Source organism: Rhodococcus sp. OAS809 (genome assembly GCF_040546695.1).
Lineage (GTDB): Bacteria > Actinomycetota > Actinomycetes > Mycobacteriales > Mycobacteriaceae > Rhodococcus_F > Rhodococcus_F qingshengii.
Window position 1 is genome coordinate 4,022,766 of sequence record NZ_JBEPOI010000002.1, and the last position, 16,641, is coordinate 4,039,406.

At 63.3% G+C, this 16,641-nt stretch carries 12 protein-coding genes and 2 tRNA genes; 3 read left to right on the forward strand and 11 right to left on the reverse strand.

Annotated elements, in window-relative coordinates; genetic code table 11:
* Positions 1 to 48: 48 nt before the first annotated feature.
* On the reverse strand, positions 49 to 1,416 hold the full coding sequence (locus tag ABIE52_RS21790) for an FAD-binding oxidoreductase (protein ID WP_231915910.1): 1,368 nt from the start codon (positions 1,414 to 1,416) through the stop codon (positions 49 to 51).
* Between the two features lie 113 nt (positions 1,417 to 1,529).
* Between ABIE52_RS21790 and ABIE52_RS21795 the strand changes: the two genes are divergently transcribed.
* Complete coding sequence (locus ABIE52_RS21795; RefSeq protein ID WP_064113883.1) at positions 1,530 to 3,395, forward strand: helix-turn-helix domain-containing protein; 1,866 nt, start codon at positions 1,530 to 1,532, stop codon at positions 3,393 to 3,395.
* Here the strand turns inward: ABIE52_RS21795 and ABIE52_RS21800 are convergent.
* Positions 3,386 to 4,729: an MFS transporter gene (locus tag ABIE52_RS21800; RefSeq protein WP_064113884.1), complete on the reverse strand. Its 1,344-nt coding sequence runs from the start codon at positions 4,727 to 4,729 to the stop codon at positions 3,386 to 3,388. The genes ABIE52_RS21795 and ABIE52_RS21800 overlap by 10 nt on opposite strands.
* Before the next feature lie 304 nt (positions 4,730 to 5,033).
* Here ABIE52_RS21800 and ABIE52_RS21805 point away from each other — a divergent pair, with 304 nt between their 5' ends.
* Positions 5,034 to 5,561, forward strand: a complete 528-nt coding sequence (locus ABIE52_RS21805) for a lipoprotein LpqH (protein ID WP_064113885.1) — start codon at positions 5,034 to 5,036, stop codon at positions 5,559 to 5,561.
* 31 nt (positions 5,562 to 5,592) lie between these two features.
* On the opposite strand, the gene ABIE52_RS21810 is transcribed toward ABIE52_RS21805, so the two are convergent.
* Together ABIE52_RS21810 and ABIE52_RS21815 are read right to left on the reverse strand one after the other, a co-directional pair.
* On the reverse strand, positions 5,593 to 6,537 hold the full coding sequence (locus tag ABIE52_RS21810) for a rhomboid family intramembrane serine protease (RefSeq protein ID WP_030536709.1): 945 nt from the start codon (positions 6,535 to 6,537) through the stop codon (positions 5,593 to 5,595).
* A 17-nt stretch (positions 6,538 to 6,554) separates the two neighbouring features.
* Positions 6,555 to 7,082, reverse strand: coding sequence for a peptidylprolyl isomerase (locus ABIE52_RS21815; RefSeq protein WP_007729190.1), 528 nt, complete (start codon positions 7,080 to 7,082; stop codon positions 6,555 to 6,557).
* Positions 7,083 to 7,172: 90 nt separating this feature from the next.
* Here ABIE52_RS21815 and ABIE52_RS21820 point away from each other — a divergent pair, with 90 nt between their 5' ends.
* Positions 7,173 to 7,625, forward strand: coding sequence for a hypothetical protein (locus ABIE52_RS21820; RefSeq protein WP_042453366.1), 453 nt, complete (start codon positions 7,173 to 7,175; stop codon positions 7,623 to 7,625).
* 57 nt (positions 7,626 to 7,682) lie between these two features.
* Here the strand turns inward: ABIE52_RS21820 and ABIE52_RS21825 are convergent, their stop codons facing one another.
* From ABIE52_RS21825 to gyrA, 7 genes are all read right to left on the reverse strand, one after another.
* On the reverse strand, positions 7,683 to 8,960 hold the full coding sequence (locus ABIE52_RS21825) for a lipase family protein (protein ID WP_003942541.1): 1,278 nt from the start codon (positions 8,958 to 8,960) through the stop codon (positions 7,683 to 7,685).
* 127 nt (positions 8,961 to 9,087) lie between these two features.
* A complete protein-coding gene (locus tag ABIE52_RS21830) occupies positions 9,088 to 10,752 on the reverse strand; it encodes an alpha/beta hydrolase (RefSeq protein WP_007729186.1) in 1,665 nt (554 codons plus the stop codon).
* Positions 10,753 to 10,814: 62 nt separating this feature from the next.
* Positions 10,815 to 11,924: a baeRF11 domain-containing protein gene (locus ABIE52_RS21835; RefSeq protein ID WP_030536714.1), complete on the reverse strand. Its 1,110-nt coding sequence runs from the start codon at positions 11,922 to 11,924 to the stop codon at positions 10,815 to 10,817.
* Positions 11,925 to 12,209: 285 nt separating this feature from the next.
* Positions 12,210 to 12,282, reverse strand: a tRNA-Ala gene (locus ABIE52_RS21840).
* 176 nt (positions 12,283 to 12,458) lie between these two features.
* Positions 12,459 to 12,532: transfer RNA gene (locus ABIE52_RS21845), tRNA-Ile, on the reverse strand.
* A 75-nt stretch (positions 12,533 to 12,607) separates the two neighbouring features.
* Positions 12,608 to 14,032, reverse strand: a complete 1,425-nt coding sequence (locus ABIE52_RS21850; RefSeq protein ID WP_192712808.1) for a DUF3566 domain-containing protein — start codon at positions 14,030 to 14,032, stop codon at positions 12,608 to 12,610.
* On the reverse strand, positions 14,032 to 16,563 hold the full coding sequence (gene gyrA, locus ABIE52_RS21855; protein WP_047272672.1) for a DNA gyrase subunit A: 2,532 nt from the start codon (positions 16,561 to 16,563) through the stop codon (positions 14,032 to 14,034). The genes ABIE52_RS21850 and gyrA overlap by 1 nt, the downstream gene beginning before the upstream one ends.
* Positions 16,564 to 16,641: the final 78 nt, after the last annotated feature.

Consider the following 16,641-nt stretch of genomic DNA (forward strand, 5'->3'; position numbering starts at 1 on the left):
TTTCGACGGCGTAACTCCGGAAACCGATTCGGTTACGGAGCCAGCCTTTCAGATCACCTTGCCCGGGTTCATGATTCCGTGAGGGTCGAGTGCGCCCTTGATTGCATGATGCATCGCGACGACGGCCGGTGACAGTTCCTGTTCCAGGCCACCCATCTTCAGTAGGCCGACGCCGTGCTCACCGGTGACGGTTCCGCCCAACTCGAGGGCGTTGTCGATGATCTCGGCAAAAGCGGCCTGAGCGCGCTTCCGCGCCGCTTCGTCGTCGTGTGGCGTGATCAGCAGCGGGTGCAGGTTGCCGTCACCCGCGTGCGCGATGTTCGCGATGTGCGTGTCGTGCCGGGCCGAAATGGCCTCAATCCGTGCCAACATCTCCGGGACCGCTGCCTTGGGGACACAGATGTCCTCTGTGAGCACCGGGCCGAGCCGCTCGAGGGCGGGGTATGCCAGACGCCGGGCGGAGAACAGGGCGTCGGCTTCCTCCTGGTCGGTGGATCTGGCGCTCCAGGTAGCTCCAGAGCGGTTGAAGCAGGCCAACATTCGCTCGGCTTCGGCGTCGCCGATCTCGCCAGGTGTGTCGATGCGGCCGAGCAGGACCACCTCGGCGTCAGCCGAGAGGCCCATGTTCTTCCAGGCATCGACGGCAAGGAGACACTGCCGATCGATCAACTCGAGGGCCGACGGCGTGAGACCGTCTGCGGCGACGGCTTCGACGGCCTTGCCCGCAGCAACGATGGAGTCGAAGTATCCGACGATGGTGCGTTCGGGATCGCGCTGAGGACGAAGCTTGACGGTCACCTCGGTGATCACCCCGAGAGTGCCTTCGGAGCCGACCATGAGCGCCGAGAGATCAAACCCAGCCACTCCCTTGGCAGTTCGACGCCCGAGTCGAACCAGCTCACCGGTTCCGGTGACCACCTGCATGCCCAGTACGTAGTCCTTGGTGACGCCGTACTTGACGCAACACAGGCCGCCGGCATTGGTCGCGACGTTGCCGCCGATCGTCGACCAGGGTGCGCTCGCCGGATCGGGTGGATACCAGAGGCCGTGCTCAGCGCAGGCGTCGCGGAGGTGATCGTTGACCACTCCGGGTTCGACCACGGCCAAACGCTCGAGGGTGTTGATCTCCTTGATGGCGTTCATCGCGTCGAAGGCGATCACGACGCCGCCGGCGACTGCGTTGGCTCCGCCCGACAGACCGGTTCCGGCGCCGCGCGTGACGACGGGCGCACCGTGGGCGATGCACGCCTGCACAACTGTCTGTACCTGCTCGGCTGTGCGCGGGCGGACCACTGCGACAGGCATCTCGTAGGGAGCCCACTCGGCGTCGTCGTGGATGTAGCTCGCCATGATGTCGGGGTCGGTGATCAGTCGATCCGCATCGATCTGCGAGCCGAGCGCCTCGAGGAGTGTCATGCCTCCACGATAGTGACGGCCGCTACACCACCCCATGTAGATTTACTCCGAGAAACCGGAAACCGTATGGACATTCTCTCCATAGTCACCAGTGGTCTAACAAGGGAGCGCGGATGCACGAGAACTGGCTACAGCTTCTCCTGGCCGAGGCATCCACCGAGGAACTGATCGAACACCGCGATCAGTTGGCCGCTGGGTCAGGCCCCGAGGTCGCCGCCGAGATCGAGCGAGAAGCCCGATCGGCACTTCAACTACGAAGTCTCCTGGCTCAGCGCCGACAGCGCGCCACCGAACTCGGGGCACTCAACGACATCGCGTCGCTGCTGACCACGATGCACGATCACCACGCCCTCCTGCAGGAGATCGTGGATCAGGCCAAACGACTACTCGGCGTCGACCTTTCGTACCTTGCTCTCATTCATGACGACATCTTGATCATCGAAGTCACGAGCGGTGCGTACACCTCCCAATTGCTCGGCCTCACGGTTCCCTTCCGCGAAGGTCTGATCGGTCGCGTGGTCGAGAACTCTTCTCCTGCTTGGTCCCCCGACTACCGAAACGATCCCTCGTTTGCACACATCGGACCGGCCGACGACGCAGCGCGAGCCGAGAACATGCGCGGCCTGCTGGCTGTGCCGCTGACCTTGAACGGCAAGATCCTGGGTGCCCTGTGCGCGTGCAAACGTCAAGAGCGCCGATTCGGCAACGAGGAAGTTGCGTTGCTGTCCGCCCTCGCAGCCCATGCCTCGGTGGCCATCGAGAATGCCCGCTCTCTCGAACGCTATCGCGCGACGGTTGCGGAAGTGAACGCCGCGAACACCGAACTTGCCAAGCGCACAGCACTTCTCGAACAGACACTGACTTGGGATCGTTCGCTCACTCAGGTTGTCCTGCGCGGCGGCGGTGTTCGCGAACTCGTGGAGGAAACCTCGGCGTCGACGGGCTCGCCCGTGTTCTTCGTGACCGGAACATCCGAGATCCCACCGGGACTGCAACGGGTGAGCGAGAGCGCGCATCGGGTCTTCGACATCCTTGCCGCCGACCGACGCGAGCAGGAAGTGACGCTTATCGTCGGTGAGCAGTTCCTGTTCGCCACCGAAGTACGCAGTGCCGGTGACCAACTCGGAGTTCTGTTCCTACTCTCGCGCCAGGAACCCACCGCCGCCATGAGATTGGCACTCGAAAGGTCTGCTCCCGCCATTGCGCTGGCACTGGTCGGCGAACGGGCAGCCCGGGAAGCCACCCGCCGAGCACGCGATGCATTTCTGGTCGATCTGATCACCAGGCCTGCGCCGACGCCGGCCGAGGTCACCGGTCAGTTCCGCCTGGCCGGGCTCAATCCTGACCGCTCGTACACCGTCGTGGTGGCCCGCCCGGCCGACGCCGTCGACCGTGCGCGTCGCAGTATCGAGGAAATTGCATTCCCCTCGGGAACCGTTGTTGCCGAACATGGTTCACGAGTCATCGCACTGATTCCCGGAATGTCACCGGCAGCAGTTGCGGCGGCGTGGGTTCAGCCGGCGGAGAACCCGACCGTCGGAATCGCCGATCCCGCGGTGGGAGCGGAAGCTCTGGCGCGAGCCTATGTCGAGGCACAGCACACCGTCGACGTCCTCGAGACTCTCGGGCGGGCCTCCCACGTGGAGCCGGCAAGTTCACTCGGTATCTACCGAATTCTCCTCAGCCGCACCGGCCGCGAAGAACTCGAATCGCTGACGCAGCGGTCCCTCGGTCCTCTCCTCGAGGAGGAGCAACGTCGCGGCGTTCCGCTATTGGACACCCTCGCGTCGTACCTGTCACACAATTGCAAGCATTCTGCGACCGCCGCCGCGCTCGCGATTCACGCCAACACTCTGTACCAACGGCTCGAGTCGATCGACAGGTTGATCGGTACACAGTGGCGTCAGCCGGACCAGGCGCTCGATCTTGCGCTCCTGATCCGGCTGCGTGCCAGTGCCGGGAAACTCGGTCAGATCTGAACGGGCTTGCTCGATCGCTTTGCCAGCGCCACCACAAGGATTGCGGCACAGAGCATCACGGCGCCCACCACCCACAGTCCTGCCTTGGCATTTCCGGTCACATCGGTGAGCCAGCCGGTGATGTACGGAGCACCGAAGCCCGACGCATTGCCGATCGAGTTGATCATGGCGATGCCCGCGGCCGCGCTGGCACCCGTCAGGAACGTGGTGGGAAGGTACCAGAATACGGGGAGTGCACACAGCACGCCGACGGCGGTGAGCGAGACCGCGATCATGACGGTGAACGGTGAATCCAGGTACAGCGCAATCGGAATGGATACCGCGCCCAGGAGCGTCGGGGCTGCAACGTGCCACATTCGTTCACCGGTCTTGTCGGAATGGCGGCTCCACAGCACCATCGCGACAGCGCCGATCGCGTAGGGGACGGCCACGATCAGGCCTGTCTCGACGAGCGAGAAATCGGTGTCGAACGTCTGCTTGAATCCCGCGACGATGCTGGGCAGGAAGAAGCTCAAAGCGTATAGCCCGTACGTGATTCCGAAGTAGACCAGACCGAAACCGATGACGCGGGGATCACGCAGGGTCTTACCGGCCGACTGGTGACCAGCGTCGCCGAGTTCTTTTTCCTCGTCCGCCATGGACTTCATCAGCCAGGTGCGCTCCTCGAGGGTCAACCACTTTGCGTCGGCGGGACGATCGGTGAGGTAGAACCAGACGACAAACGCCAAGATCACGGCGGGCAGACCCTCGATCAGGTACATCACGCGCCATCCGGCGAGGCCGAACAGTCCGTCGCCGTACTGGATGATTGCGGCCGAAAGCGGGGCACCGAGCGCCGACGAGAGCGGAAGTGTCAGCAGGAACAAGCCCATCAGGCGTACGCGGTACTTCTTCGGGAACCAGAAGGTCAGGTAGAGAAGAACTCCGGGGAAGAAGCCGGCCTCGGCGATGCCCAGCAGAATGCGGAGGAAATATAGGCTGCCCACGTTAGGCACGAATGCCAGCGCAGCGGCAAGGATGCCCCAGGTGAGCATGATCCGCGCGATCCACAGCCGGGCGCCGAAGCGGTGCAGGGCCAGGTTGCTCGGCACCTCGAACAGCAGATAGCCGACGAAGAAGAGACCGGATGCGAGCCCGAACATCGTCTCGGTCATACCGAGGTCGGCGCTCATGGTGAGCTTGGCGAAAGCGATGTTCGTACGATCCAGATAGTTCACGAAATAGAGCAGGATCAGGAAGGGAATCAGCCGGCGCGCTACCTTCTTCACCACGCGAGTTTCGATCTCGCTCGGCGCAACCCCACCGTCAGTGGTGGTGCTATCGGTGGAGGTCATTGCAGGGGTACTCCTCGGAAAAGGTCAGCGTTGCTATCTACGAAGTGACTCAAGCCACAGTAGAAGCACGACCGAGCCCAACCTATGTGGACAATCTCTACAGAAGCCGTCTCTGCATGTGCGATTGCTCCCAAAGATCCGGCAGATGATCCCGGGCCGCCCGACGAACGTCCCTGAACAGTCGAAGGCGACAAACCCGTCTGAGCTGGGGTTTTAGAGCTACGAGCACCAAGTCACTGGCTAGTGTTGTCGGCGAAACAGCCAGAGCAAGTGCGGACGCACCGCATGACTTGAAGGACAGAACATGACGAAGTTGGTTCGGACCACGATGACCCGCCGGTCCTCCACCGCAGTCGCTGCCACCCTCGCGGCGGTCGCTCTATTCGCCTCCGCCTGCGGCAGCGACTCCGACAAGACCAACTCCGACAAGAGCGCTGCCGGCGCCTCGTCCGCTACATCCTCGGCCACCGTCGGCGGGAAGACGCTCGACGCCAAATTCGAGACGAAGTGCGCAAAGGACGGCGGCACGACAGTTATGACACTGCTCGACGCGGAAAATGCCACCTACGGCATGTTGACCGTCTCAGCCATCGTCGATGAATCGGGCACGGTTCAGACTGCTGGAATCGCCGGAAGCGAGGGTGGATCGAACGGTCTGCCGTACACCGCCGGATACGCACCGGGACTGCCCGGCGGATCTGCCAGTGCCAAGCAGAACGGCAATACCTTCGTGGTGACGGGCGAGGGAATCGGCGCCCGGGACAAGGGCAACCCGACGGAGACGTCGAGCTTCGAGATCACGTTCGCCTGCGAGTCCATCATCGGCGGCTGAGCCATAGAACGGCTGGGCCCTAGGATTCTTGCTAGCTGATTCCCAACTGTTCGCGCAGTTGGACGACGCGGAGCACGATGACTCCCAACGTCACCACAGTGACGGCACCAAAAGCGATCCAGCCGATCCGCACTGCTTTCACGCGGTTCTCACCGGCGCCCAACCACTGTGGGGCGTACAGGAATGCAGCGGCCGTTGCGGCACCTGCCACCAGACCTCCCGCGTGACCCCAGAACGAGATCCCGGGCAGCGAAATGCTGATGATCACATTGATCGCGATCACCGAGATGATCGGGACCGGGCTTCGACGCAAACGCAATAGAAGGACGGCCTGTGCGCCCATGATGCCGAAGATCGCACCCGACGCCCCAGCAGTCCAGGACAGGGCCGTGAGCGAAGAGAACACCGGCTGGAATGCCATCACCGAGGCGGAACCGCCGAGAAGCGAAACCAGGTAGATGCCGATGTACCTCGAGCGGCCCATCACGATTTCGGTGTCGCGGCCCAGGATGTAGAGGGCGTACATGTTGACCGCGAGGTGCAAGATGCCGAAGTGCAAGAACCCGGAGCCGATGAGCCGGAACCAGTCACCGCTGGCGACCAGACCCGGATTGAGTGCCCAGTTCGCGAAGATCGACGAGCCGACCTGATTGTTCATGATGCTTCGCGACTGCGCGAAGGTGGCGAGGAACGCCAGGACGTTGAGCCCCATCAAGGTGTACGTCACGATCGGGATCGCACGGGCGGGGCTCACGGTGTTTCCGGCGACGCCCCGAACGGGGCGGACATCGCGTTGGCCGGCAGCTACACAGTCAACACATTGGTATCCCACCGCCGCCTCGCGGAGACAGTCCGGGCACGCCGGTCGTCCACAACGATTGCAGGAAAGTGCGGTAGGTCGATCTGGATGGCGGACGCACCGCGGTTGGGGCGGGATGCCCTCACTCGCACCGCCGCCCCAACCGGGGTTCGTCATCTGCTTGTTTTACCTGTTCAGGAGATGGTGATGCTGTTGATCACGACGGGCTCGACCGGACGATCGCCACGATCGACGGCGGTGGAGGAGATAGCGTCGACAACCTTCTTGGAATCGTCGTCGAGAACCTCACCGAAGATGGTGTGGCGACGGTTCAGGTGCGGCGTCGGGCCGGTGGTGATGAAGAACTGCGAGCCGTTGGTTCCCGGGCCTGCGTTGGCCATGGCCAGCAGGTAGGAACGGTCGAACTGCAGTTCCGGGTGGAACTCGTCACCGAACTTGTAGCCCGGGCCGCCGGTGCCGGTTCCGGTGGGGTCGCCACCCTGGATCATGAAGCCGTCGATGACGCGGTGGAAGATGGCACCGTCGTAGAACGGGCCGGTCTTGGTGCCGGCGGCGTTTGCGGTGGTGTACTCCTTCGAGCCGTCGGCGAGGCCGACGAAGTTCTCGACGGTCTTCGGCGCATGGTTGCCGAACAGAGCGATCTTGATGTCGCCGCGGTTCGTGTGCAGCGTTGCGGTTGCGGTCTGATGAGTTGAAGTCACACCACCATCGTGCCATTGCCGGCGTTCTCGCGGATGTCGCCCCGCAAAAGTCTCCCTGTCCTCGCCCCACTGTTATGGCACAGTGAAGTCATGACACGAGTGACCGAGTCCCTCAGCACGCAGTTGCCCGACACCTTCGATCACGCGCGCGCCCGCGTCGAGGACACCTTCGACGAGACTGCCGCCTACCTCGAAGAGACAGCGGCTCGCATCAAGGAGTCCGAGGCAGCCGACAACGCTCGCCGCATCGCTGCGGTGGTCGCCACGTCGGTCGCTCGCGGCGCTGGGCAGGTCGGGTTGTTCCTGGGTCGTCAGGGCAAAGTCCTCGCCAAGAAGGGCGTCGAGCGCGCAAAGGCTATCCCCACGAAGTCCGCGGAACGCACCGAGAAGCCTCGCGGCCGCAAGCGCGTCACCGTGTTCGTCATCGCCGGTGTCGCGGTGATCGGTGGCGCGGTGTTCTTCAAGAGCCGCCGACGCGAGCATCCGCCGGTCGCTTCCGCACCCCCTCGCCTCGAGGAGAACTCGGCCGAGAAGACCGCTTAGTCGACATACGAAAAGCCCTGGAACAGATTGTGTTCCGGGGCTTTTCGATGTTCACGTTCAGCAGTTGGACGGTGCCGGGACGTTGTTGAAGCGATCGATCATGTATCCGACGGATTCGGGGGTACCCACCAGGTACGGCGTCGCGTGATTGATTGCCAGTCCCGGAATGATCGGGGGCAGTTCGTTGACGGAGAACTGCACCGTCGCGCCCTTGCCGCACCAGTCTCGCGCCAGTTGCTGTCCCTGGCCGAACGGAACGATGTCGTCGGAGCGGCCATGCTGAATGAGCACGGGCGACTCCGGCGTCAGCTTGCCGATCTTCTGCTCGTCGAGGATTGCCTGCGCCATGGGTAGACGCGCCAGAACTGCGGAGAGTGATTCACCGGAATTGGTGAAGCTCGACGACTGCTGGAAGCCGAACTGCAATCCACTTTCGGCGACGCACTGGTTCTTGGTGGCGGCCAACATCTGTCGGCCGCGATCGTTGATCTCGGCGTCGAGCAGCGGCTGAACCTCGGGGTACTGCGCAAGGATCCCGTTGAGCGCGTATCCGATCACTCCGGTGAGGAACGTGCCGTCGACCTGCTGCAGCGTCGCCGCCAGATCGGCGGGCGGTGCACCTGCGTAGGTGCCCTTGAGATCAAGCTCCGGAGCGTACGACGGCTTCAATTCCGTTGCGGCAGCGGCAGCTCCACCACCTTGCGAGTAACCCCACAGTCCGACGGGGCCGTCGGCGGGAATGCTCGTGTTCGGGAGTTGCTGAGCGGCTCGCACCGAGTCCAGAACCGCGTGTGCTTCGGCTTCACGGTTGACGTAGGTGTGATCGCCCGGAGTTCCGAGGCCCTCGTAATCGGTGACAACGACGGCAATGCCGTTGAGCAGCAACGTGTTCACCCAGATGGACTCGTAGCCGACCATGACGTCCGTCGGGAACTGGTACTCGATACCGGTGTTGAACAGCTTGGACGGAGCGCATTGATCGCCCTGCCCGTGCGTTCCCACCGCTGCGGCAACCAGTGGACGCGCCCCCTGCCCGGTCCACGGGTTCGACGGTTCGAGATAGGTGCCCGTCACGGCAACGGGGGCGCCCTTGGCGTCCTCGCTTCGGTACATGATCTTGGTGGCGGTTGCCGGCCACGCACCGTTCGATCCGGGCACGCTCAGCAGCAGTGGTGACGGCTCACTCTTGATGAGATCTCCGTTGGCACCTGCCGGAAGCTCCGACGGCGGCGTGTAGAAATCCGCCGGCTCCGCCGTTGCGGCAGGGGCCGTCACAGCACCCATGACCAGTGCCGCGACGGAGACCCCGGCCGCCCACCATGCTCTGCTCTTCACGTCTCGATCTCCCCACGTTCGCTTGCGCTGTGGCTTGGCACACAGCGAACGCAGAGTAACACATACCTCACGTAACACTTTTTCGTGAGGTTTTCGCCTTAACAGGCTGAAATACAACCGTTTACGACTACTTCGTGGGCTCCAGATTGGTGGTCAGCAGCGCACGAAGCTTGTCGGTATCAGCAGAGGTCCAGGCCTCGGGGTGCAGGATCTTGGCCCACATGTCCGCTGCATCCTCGCCGTAATTGTGACCGTGCCCGGACGGGACGTCAGCCGAGAAGACCATGTCGAGGGTTACCTGCCAGAAGGTCACGAGAGGAACCCATGTCATTCCCGGATCCACGTCGCGACCCAGCGGTTCTTTGAGCCAATCCGGCTTGTTGAGCAGCAGGTCGAAGGACCACCACGTGATCGGGTCGCTGGCGTGCTGCCAGTACACGATGCGATCGTCGTCCCAGTCCGACTTCAGCTCCAGATCTTCCGGATCACCGGCAAACCGAATTGCCTGGCCACCGTCGATCACCGGCAGAATCTCCGGTGAGCCCGAGTCACGACTGTCCGTGATTTCCTGCCACTGAGCAGTGAAGTTGGGGGTTCCGACCCACAGTGCGCCGTCGACGCGCGTCATCATGTCTTGGGCGCCGGCAAATGCTGCCTGACCACCGTAGGAGCCGAGGCTCTCACCGAAGACAACCAGTTCGGGACGCGTCTCCACGGGCAGGTCGATCCACTTGGCGTAGACCGCGTTGAAGAGTGCCCGCCCGGCGATCATCGGCGTCTCGCGGTCTGCGATGAAGGCCAACGGACTCGGAAGGAACGAGTACTGCATCGACGCGATCGCCGTGTCCCCGCCCTCGACGTACTCGAACGCCGACGCGACGTCCTCGTTCACCCAACCGCGACCGGTGGTCGTGACAACTGCGAGAGTTCCGCGGTCGAATCCGCCGGTGCGCTCCAACTCGTCTACGACCCGCTGTGCGACACCGTTGATCGAGTCCGAGGATTCACGTCCGGCATACACCCGGATCGGTTGCTTCGCTTCACGTCCGGTCAATGCAGAGATCTCGGCTGCAGTGGGACCGCTACCCATGAAGGTGCGCCCCTCCTGGCCGAGAGAATCCCAAGCCTCAGCGGACATCGGCGAACCGCTGCGCTCTGCAATCATGGGCTGTTCGATGCCGTCCGGTGTTTCGTGATCCGCACCGGAGAAACTCCAGTTCGCGAAGGCGATCAGCCCGTTGTACAGCGCACCGTTCACGATGAAGATGCCGAGGGCGAAGATGACGATCAAGCTGCCGACCTTCGCCGCCTCGAGGGGAACGAACCGTAGTGCGACGGCGGTGAGCTTGTTGGTGGTGAACCGAAGACCACGGCCTGCCTCGAGCAGGATGAACCAGATTCCGAGCGAAATCATCAGCACCAGAAGATAATTCGCTTGATTGGTGCGTGGAGCTTCCACGAGATCGCGAACGATCTGCTGCCACCACGAACCGAGGACCAAGAACGTCGGCACCAGAATGACGGCCGCGACCAACAGGATTCGCCAGCCGATCTTCTTGGTGCGATCCGACCACTGCGGTTCGACGCCGCACTTGCGGATCATCCAGGCAACCGTCACGCCGACGCCGTATCCCATGGCGAGCGAGATGCCCGTCGCAACGCCCTGCAGGTACCACGCGCGCGGCAACAGGGACGGACTCATCGACCAGGTGAAGAAGACCAGAGCAAAGGCAAGCCCGACCGGGTGCAGCGTCTTGCAATAGAGGCGCAGCCGTTCCCACACACGTTTCATGCCGGAATCGTATGCGCCCCGTGCCCGAATCAGGTCACGAGGCGCACACGCGTCCAGTCTGTTTACGGGGCGAAGCGCAAAATCGCGGCAACTGCGCCGCCGCCCGGAATGTCCTCCGCGCGAACAGCGAGCACCCGCGCACCCGTCAGGAGCGCACGACGAGCGATCTCGTCGACGACCCCGTAGGTGCTTCCGTTAGTCGACTCACCGGTCGTGAGAGCGCCCGTCTGGGGATCGAGACTTCCGGGTACGACGGAATCTATGTCGATGAAAACGGTGTCGACCTGTCCGTACGTCGCGGCTGTTGCCACGTCGGCGACGTCCGTCTGAGTGCGTCCCTGTTCCGTGCGCACATTGAAGGTGTCCCGCACCGCCGCCAGCTGCTCGGCATGGAAGTCGTCGAGCGCCGGACGCGAACCGTCCGCCACTTCCTGCGTCGACAAGGCTTCCGGGTTTCCCTCGACGGTTTTGTCGACCAGGTGGCGGTACGAATTCACGGAGCGATACACCGACGCGATGGGTTCCGCAGCGGCCAGAATCAAGGGGACGTCACGGCCGGCGAGCACACCGCGGACCTCGTGATCGACTGCGCGGGCGTACTGATTGACGCGCAACTTTCGGCTGTCCGACCCCGACAACCGACCCGCTTCGGTTCGGCTGTTGATCGACGACTTGCCCGCGTGATCCGCAGCATTCTTCGGCATTCCCTGAACACGGACCTCGTCGGCCGGCTGATCGGCAGCGATCTCGATCAGTCGCACCGAACCCTCTGCCAGAGCGAGAACAAACGCCGTCTGGGGGAACGTCACCGAACGGAGCAGTGGCTTGAGATGAAACCGATCGCTGACCGTTTCGAGCGCCTGCAGACGGTTGGGGAGGCGGAAGGTCACCAGACGCTCCGGCGTCGCGTACGTGACCAATGAGCGCGACTGGAAGCGCCAGAAATCGTCGTCGTCGTCGAGCTCTGCGTATTCGGCCTCGAACTGCTTGCGCTCGGCCGGATCCTCCACCGATGCGAGTGCCGAGCGGACCTGGTCCTTGAAGGCTATGCGCGCTTTGTCGTAATCCTGCGGCGCATCTTCAGTCGGAGTAACGATGGTGATGCAGGTGGGCCCCTCCACCTCCGCGAGTGCGGCAATTTCACCGTGGCTGGGAATGTCGTTGTGAAGCACTACGAACCTCCTGAAATTGGGTTCTCCTCACGCTACGCCCGGCTGGTTATGACCACTAGACTTTCCGGAGAATTCGGGACGAACGGTCCATAGTGGGCGCGGTTCCGGCCACCCCACTCCGAGCGAACGGCATGTTCATCGCCTCCAGTGCGCCGAAAGTGCCGTTCGCTCAAAAACGGGTGGGGTGGAACCACACAAGCCGGGCACCGGCCGGGGCGAGCAGAGATCGGGTACATCGGCATACAAAAACACCCTCCCGGATCCCGGGAGGGTGTTTTCTTACTGTGGAGCCTAGGAGATTCGAACTCCTGACATCTGCCTTGCAAAGGCAGCGCTCTACCAACTGAGCTAAGGCCCCGTTCGGTTTTCTGACCGGAGTCAGAGTACCTAGGTTCTATCCTGTTTCCAAATCGTGCCAAACCTTGTCTCCGCGCTGACTTTTGATCAGCTTGGTGACCCCGAGAGCTACCAGAATTCCGGCCCCGACAAGCAGGAAAACCTTCATTCCAGCAACCCTTCTTCGGCACATGGGAGTGGGCCTAGGAGGACTTGAACCTCCGACCTCTTCATTATCAGTAAAGCGCTCTAACCACCTGAGCTATAGGCCCCTGAACCGATTCCAAAGATTACCCCACCGGGCCGCTGACACCAAAACGGGCCCGGCGGAGCAATGTTTTCGCAGGTCAGTCGCGGTCGGCGAGAGTTACCTCTACGCCGCCAACCAGGTCGCTGCAGAGGTTGTAGATGAACGATCCGATCGTGACGAGTGCCGTGAAAAGCACCATGTTCGCGATGCCGATCAGCGCGGCGTAGCCGAACACCTGGCCTGCCGTCACCAGACCGTCGGAGCCGCCATCGGCAACGATGTCGGTGAACGCGTTATTCAGGCGATCCCAGACGCCCATGCCGTCGAGAACGACGTAGAGCAGTCCGACGGCCACCATCCACACGAAGAACAGCGACACCGAGATCACGGATGTGATCTTGAGCGTGGACCACGGGTCGATACGACGGATCTGGACCGTTGCGCGCAGTGGCGCACCGTCCACGACCGAAGCCGATACGGCGTGAGTTTTCTCACCCTTCACCGCAGCAGGCAACGGATGCTTGGCCTCGGAGAGGTCAGGCATGTCCTTCGGTAGATCCTTGCGATCGATGTGCCGAGTCGGCCCGTCGATCGCGGCGGCTTTTGCTTTCGGATTAGCGACCGTGGGATTGGCGACTGTGGCGTTTGCAGCCTTGGGATTTGCGCCCGAGGGTGCAACAGCCTTGGCTGCTGCCGCGCCGGCGACGCCACCGGTAGCTGCGGCAGCCGCCGTTCCTGTCACGACGGGACGTGCCGACGGGTTGCCGGCAGGACGACCCGTCTGTGCACCGGCAGCGGGACGACCCGATTGCGGCTGTCCCTTCGGCGCACCACCCTGCGCGGGGTTTTTGGCCGGACCACCCTGCACCGGACCACCCTGCGCCGGGCCGGCCGCTGCAGGACGCTGCGGACCCGCAGGCGGCTTACCCCCGGCAGGAGCTGCCGGACGACCCGCAGGAGCACCAGCGCCGGCTGGACGCGTGATGTTGGTCTGCGGCTGACTTTGCGGCGCCTGACTTTGCGGTGGCTGAGTCTTCGACGCCGGGGCTTTGGACGCCGGGTTCTGAGCAGCCGGGTTCTGAGCAGCCGGGTTCTGAGCAGCGGGGTTCTGAGCTGGCTGCCCCTGCGGCTGACCCGACGGCTGGGGTCCGCGTTGCCACGGCGGCGCCTGGCTGCCACGAGCCTGATTGGCAACCGGTTGCGGCGGAGCCTGACCGTCACCCTTTGCCGGAGTTACCGGCGCAGCCGGAGCCACAGAAGGAGCGGAAGGAGCTTGACCCTTGGCCGCACCCGCGGCGTCGGAAGCCCCACCCGCCGGCTTCTGAGCCGACGGGCCGCGAGGCGGCTCCGGTGCCTTGGGCGCCGGAGCTGCCTCGGAAGCTTTGGGTCCGCCGTCCGCTGGAGCTGCAGGTTTCGAGGTCTGCGGCCCCGCCGGAGCAGTTGCCTGCTCCGGCTTCGGTGGCGTCGAACCTGAAGTGCTTTCGCTCTTCTGGTCACTGCCCGGCTGGTTGGGAGTGCTCACTAGGACTCCTTAGCTCCATCGGCATTGTCTGCGTTGTCGGTGGTCTCTGCAGCGAGCTCTTCGGGCTCGTCGGCGTTGCGCGCAATCGCGAGCAGTGTGTCGCCTTCGCCGAGGTTCATCAGACGCACGCCCTTGGTCTGGCGTCCCGCCTTACGAACCTGCTTGGCAGCCGTCCTGATGACGCCGCCGCCCGAGGTGATCGCGTACAGCTCGTCGTCGTCGTCGACGATGAGCGCACCGACCAGAGTGCCACGTTTCTTGTCGTACTGAATCGTGAGCACGCCCTTGCCGCCGCGACCCTGCACCGGGTAGTCCTCCATGCCGGTTCGCTTGGAGTAACCGCCCGACGTGGCGACCAGGAGGAACGTTCCTTCACGAACGACGTTGAGCGAGAGCAGCTCGTCGTCACCGTTGAAACGCATGCCCTGGACACCGGAAGTGGCGCGGCCCATCGGACGCAGTGCCTCGTCGGTGGCCGAGAAGCGGATCGACTGGCCCTGTGCCGAGACGAGAAGGAGGTCGTCTTCGGCGGAGCAGAGGACAGCGCCGACCAGTTCGTCTTCACCGCGCAGGTTGATGGCGACGATGCCACCGCTGCGGTTGGAATCGAAGTCGGTGAGCTTGGACTTCTTGACCAGACCGTTGCGAGTGGCGAGCACCAGGTAGGGCGCGTCTTCGTAGGTCTTGATCTGGATGACGGACTGGATGCGCTCGTCCGGCTGGAAGGCCAGGAGGTTGGCAACGTGCTGACCGCGAGCTGTACGGCTCGCCTCGGGCAGTTCGTAAGCCTTGGCGCGGTAGACGCGGCCCTTCGTGGTGAAGAACAGCAGCCAGTCGTGCGTCGACGTGACGAAGAAGTGCGAGACGATGTCGTCCTGCTTGAGGCCGGCACCCTGAACACCCTTGCCGCCGCGCTTCTGCGAGCGGTACAGGTCGGTCTTGGTGCGCTTGGCGTAACCGGTCTCGGTGATCGTGACGACGACGTCTTCGCGGGCGATCAGATCCTCGTCGTTGACGTCTCCGTCGGCGGCGATGATGCGGGTACGACGGTCGTCGCCGTACTTGTCGACGATTTCCTTGAGCTCGTCACGAACGATCGCGCGCTGACGCTCCGGGCGAGCCAGAATGTCTTCGAGGTCCGCGATTTCGAGTTCGATCTCGGCCAACTCGTCGACGATCTTCTGACGCTCGAGGGCGGCCAGACGACGCAGCTGCATGCCGAGGATGGCGTCGGCCTGGATCTCGTCGACGTCGAGGAGTTCCATCAATCCGGCGCGAGCGATGTCGACGGTCTGCGACGCACGGATCAAGGCGATGACCTCGTCCAGAGCGTCGAGGGCCTTGACCAGACCGCGCAGGATGTGGGCGCGCTCCTGTGCCTTGCGAAGCAGGTACCTGGTACGACGAACGATGACCTCGAGCTGATGCGCCGTGTACAGACGGATCATCTGGTCGAGGCGCAGCGTGCGCGGCACTCCGTCGACGATGGAGAGCATGTTGCAGCCGAAGCTGGTCTGCAGCTGGGTGTGCTTGTAAAGGTTGTTCAGCACGACCTTGGCAACGGCGTCACGCTTGACGGTGACGACGATGCGCATGCCGACGCGGTCCGAGGACTCGTCGTGGATGTCGGAGATGCCACCGATCTTGGCGTCACGAACCTGCTCCGCGATGGAAGTGATCAGGTTGTCCGGGTTGACCTGGTAGGGCAGCTCGGTGATGACGATCGTGGTGCGGCCCTTGGCATCTTCTTCGATCTCGACGACGCCGCGCATACGAACGGAGCCACGGCCGGTGGTGTAGGCGTCCTGGATGCCCTGTCCACCGACGATGAGCCCGTGCGTGGGGAAGTCGGGTCCCTTGATGCGCTCCATGACGGCCGCGAGGGTGGCTTCCTCGTCCGCTTCGAAGTTGTCGAGCGCCCAGTAGATGGCCTCGGCAACTTCACGCAGGTTGTGCGGCGGAATGTTGGTGGCCATACCGACGGCGATGCCGTTGGAACCGTTGATCAGCAGGTTCGGGATACGGCTGGGCAGAACCGTCGGTTCCTGCGTCTTGCCGTCGTAGTTCGGGGTGAAATCGACTGTCTCGTGGTCGATTTCGCGCAGCATTTCCATCGCGAGCGGCGTGAGCCTGCACTCGGTGTAACGCATGGCGGCTGCGCCGTCGTTGCCGCGGGAGCCGAAGTTTCCCTGACCGTCGACTAGCGGGTAACGCAGCGACCACGGCTGGGCCATACGAACCAACGTGTCGTAGATCGAGGAGTCGCCGTGGGGGTGGTAGTTACCCATGGTCTCGGCGACCGGTCGGGCAGACTTCACGTATCCGCGGTCGGGGCGATATCCGTTGTCGTACATCGCGTAGAGCACGCGGCGGTGCACCGGCTTGAGTCCGTCGCGGACATCCGGCAGAGCGCGACCGACGATGACGCTCATGGCGTAGTCGATGTAGCTGTTCTGCATTTCCTGCTGGATGTCGACCGGTTCGATCCGGTCGTGTTGCGGACCGTCCGGTGGCAACGTGGTGTCGGTCATGAGCTCACTTTCTTAAAAGAGGGGGCAAGCCCCTGTGCGCGGAAAAGGAGCCCGGGGACTCCTCAACCACGCACAGGG

Coding starts and splice junctions, on each gene's coding strand:
- ABIE52_RS21790 (WP_231915910.1), bottom strand. CDS start 1,416: ATGACACTCCTCGAGGCGCTCGGCTCGCAGATCGATGCGGATCGACTG.
- ABIE52_RS21795 (WP_064113883.1), top strand. CDS start 1,530: ATGCACGAGAACTGGCTACAGCTTCTCCTGGCCGAGGCATCCACCGAG.
- ABIE52_RS21800 (WP_064113884.1), bottom strand. CDS start 4,729: ATGACCTCCACCGATAGCACCACCACTGACGGTGGGGTTGCGCCGAGC.
- ABIE52_RS21805 (WP_064113885.1), top strand. CDS start 5,034: ATGACGAAGTTGGTTCGGACCACGATGACCCGCCGGTCCTCCACCGCA.
- ABIE52_RS21810 (WP_030536709.1), bottom strand. CDS start 6,537: ATGACGAACCCCGGTTGGGGCGGCGGTGCGAGTGAGGGCATCCCGCCC.
- ABIE52_RS21820 (WP_042453366.1), top strand. CDS start 7,173: ATGACACGAGTGACCGAGTCCCTCAGCACGCAGTTGCCCGACACCTTC.
- ABIE52_RS21830 (WP_007729186.1), bottom strand. CDS start 10,752: ATGAAACGTGTGTGGGAACGGCTGCGCCTCTATTGCAAGACGCTGCAC.
- gyrA (WP_047272672.1), bottom strand. CDS start 16,563: ATGACCGACACCACGTTGCCACCGGACGGTCCGCAACACGACCGGATC.